This is a genomic window from Emticicia sp. (assembly GCF_043780375.1).
In the GTDB taxonomy this organism is placed as follows: Bacteria; Bacteroidota; Bacteroidia; order Cytophagales; family Spirosomataceae; genus Emticicia.
Map to the genome: position 1 here is coordinate 1 of NZ_JAYWCU010000010.1, position 2,508 is coordinate 2,508.

General features: G+C 37.5%; 2 protein-coding genes. One reads left to right on the top strand and one right to left on the bottom strand.

The window, feature by feature from the left end:
• Positions 1 to 254 precede the first annotated feature (254 nt).
• A complete protein-coding gene (locus ACH2CJ_RS01120) occupies positions 255 to 632 on the top strand; it encodes a transposase (protein ID WP_394990228.1) in 378 nt (125 codons plus the stop codon).
• Between the two features lie 192 nt (positions 633 to 824).
• On the opposite strand, the gene ACH2CJ_RS01125 is transcribed toward ACH2CJ_RS01120, so the two are convergent.
• The coding region (locus ACH2CJ_RS01125) for a trehalase family glycosidase (protein ID WP_394990229.1) at positions 825 to 2,508 on the bottom strand (1,684 nt) is incomplete at its 5' end.

Sequence of the window (2,508 nt, forward strand, 5' to 3'; positions counted from 1 at the left end):
TCAATATTGGGGGTAAGAATCGCTTGTATCTAATTACTGCATAGCCAAAATTATATACTCGACCCGATGGGAAAATTGTACCTTTGAGTAATTGCCCCCTAACTTGTTGAATAATAAGGAGTTACGCTTCGATATGGAGAAATTGAAGACGTGGAAGTATCAAAATTCATTAGTGAACAAAATACTTTAAAGTATTGATAATAAACAGATTACAAGACTTAGTTTAGATTTGGCCCAAATGGTGAAGTCAGCCCTTGAATGATATTAAAGAAATTGCAAGTATTTATAAAATTAGGTGGAAAATAGAAACTTGTTTTAGACAATTAAAAACCAAAGGATTCAATTTGGAAGACCTTAATCGGGCGGCGAACCGCTTCAAAAATGACAACAAAATCATTTTGATGGTTGCCATTGTCGTTATGGCTTATGTTCTTAGCATTCATCAAGGCTTAGAAACTAAAAAACAGAAATTTAAGAAATATAGAAATGGACAAAAACTATTAGCCATATCTATTTTTAGACTTGGTTTATCCAAACTTAAAACCAAAGTTTGGACTTTTTACAGATTTATGAACCTTTTAGATGATATTTTTAATTCCAAGTGTCCACCAAACCCACTGCTTGTCCAGTAGTATGGAACATTTACCCGAAATGTGCAGCGAACCCCACTAATGGGTGGGACATAATCGAATCTTGTTTGTGTGGTCGCAACAAAATTACGATACCCACTCATTTTTCCCACTGCTTGTCCAGTAGTATGCTAAATTTCGACAATTTGTTTAACATCACCCTCTATTCTCGAATATGCCAAAGATTTTTTTCGATTAAAAAGTATTCACCTTCAACTCAACTGTATTAATTCCCGCCGATAATCGAATGGTTTTGAAAGCGGTATCTACTTTTTTTCCATTCAGTAAAATCACATCTTCGGGCGAAAAACTGAGTTCTAATTCTGCCGAAACATTAGCAGGTATTTCAATTTCATAAATTTGGTTGAGTTTGCTTTTTCGTTGATAAGTCGCTTTTATAATTCCTTTGAGCATCGGAACGCTTATTTCCGAACTTACCAAAGTTGATAATTGTGGCTTGATTGAAACGATTCCACCACCCGCTGTTTTTGGCTGGATTCCCCACATATTTCTCGCAACAATATTGGCAGGAGCAGTTCCCCAAGCGTGATTCCAGTCAAGATTTGGTTTGTACTTGATGTCCCACGCTTCCAGCGTCATAGTTGAGCCAATTTTTATCATATTCCACCAACTGCGGTCGTCGGTTGCGGTCATTAGTTTTAGGGCGTAATCGGCTTCATTTGCATTATAAAGTGCTTCCAAAAGATATTGTGAACCATAAACACTGCACGCCATACCACGAGATTTGACGAAACTTGCCACCGATTTTTTCTGGGTTTCGGGTGTAATATCAAAAGCCAAAGCCATCATATTGGCGTGGAGTGAACTATGATTTGTACCTTCTCCGTCAATGTATGCACCCGTTTTTTTATCAAATAATTTGTCGTTTATAGCGTTTTTTGCCTTCAAAGCCATCATTCTGAATTGGTTTTCTTCGTCGGTTTTATTTAAAATCTTGGCAAATTCTGCCATTATTCCCATGTTTTTGTAGAAAAAACAATTAACCATCGTATTTATTGGCGTAAAAACATAACCATCTCGTTCGCCTTCGGCGGTTGCTAATTTCCATCCTGTATCTTTTTGGGCTGGCGGCCAATCTACAATATCTTTCAAGGCAATTTTAGGGTCGGCGAAACCTAATTTACGCATAAATTCGGGGGTGTTTTTTGGTGATGATGAACTTATCAAACCATCTTCACGCACCAACTCCATGAGTGTTTTATATTTTAAAGCCTCATAATATTTGGCAATTAGTTCGGTATTGCCTGTGTACATATAATCTTGGTAAAACATCAAAGCCACATGCAATTGCCACTCAGTTGGCCAAGTAGGATGCTCCATAAAATACTCAATCGTTTTGCGGGCAATGCCATATTCTCGGTCGGTGGCATAATGGCTCAACTGATTGAGGTAAGCATCGGCTTCGTAGGGAATGCGTTCACGGTCGCCATCCAAATAAAACCCCGAAAAAGAACTGGCTTTTATGGTGTATTTGCACAATTCCCAAATCTGGTTAAGTGTGGTATCAGAGCTTTTAAAACTACTTTGATTTTCTTCAAAATAACTAAAATATGCTTTTTGAACAACATCATTTGCACTAATAGCTTCTTTTACATTTTCTAATTCACAATACCTAAACGGCAACAAAACAGGAAAGGAATCGGGCAAAATAACCGCCCCAGCCATAGATTTGGTGTTTCGTTCGTCAGGTCTGATTTTCAATGAATACGTTTTCTTGCCTGTTTGAACAGCCAACTTTACTTCTTGGTAGCGAATATGCCCTTGTGGTTTTCTGTTGATAGCGTTATTTTCGAGTTGCTCACCTATTCTTACAATAATAGTATCGTGCTTTTTAGCGGTGTATGCCAGTTCTAAATTG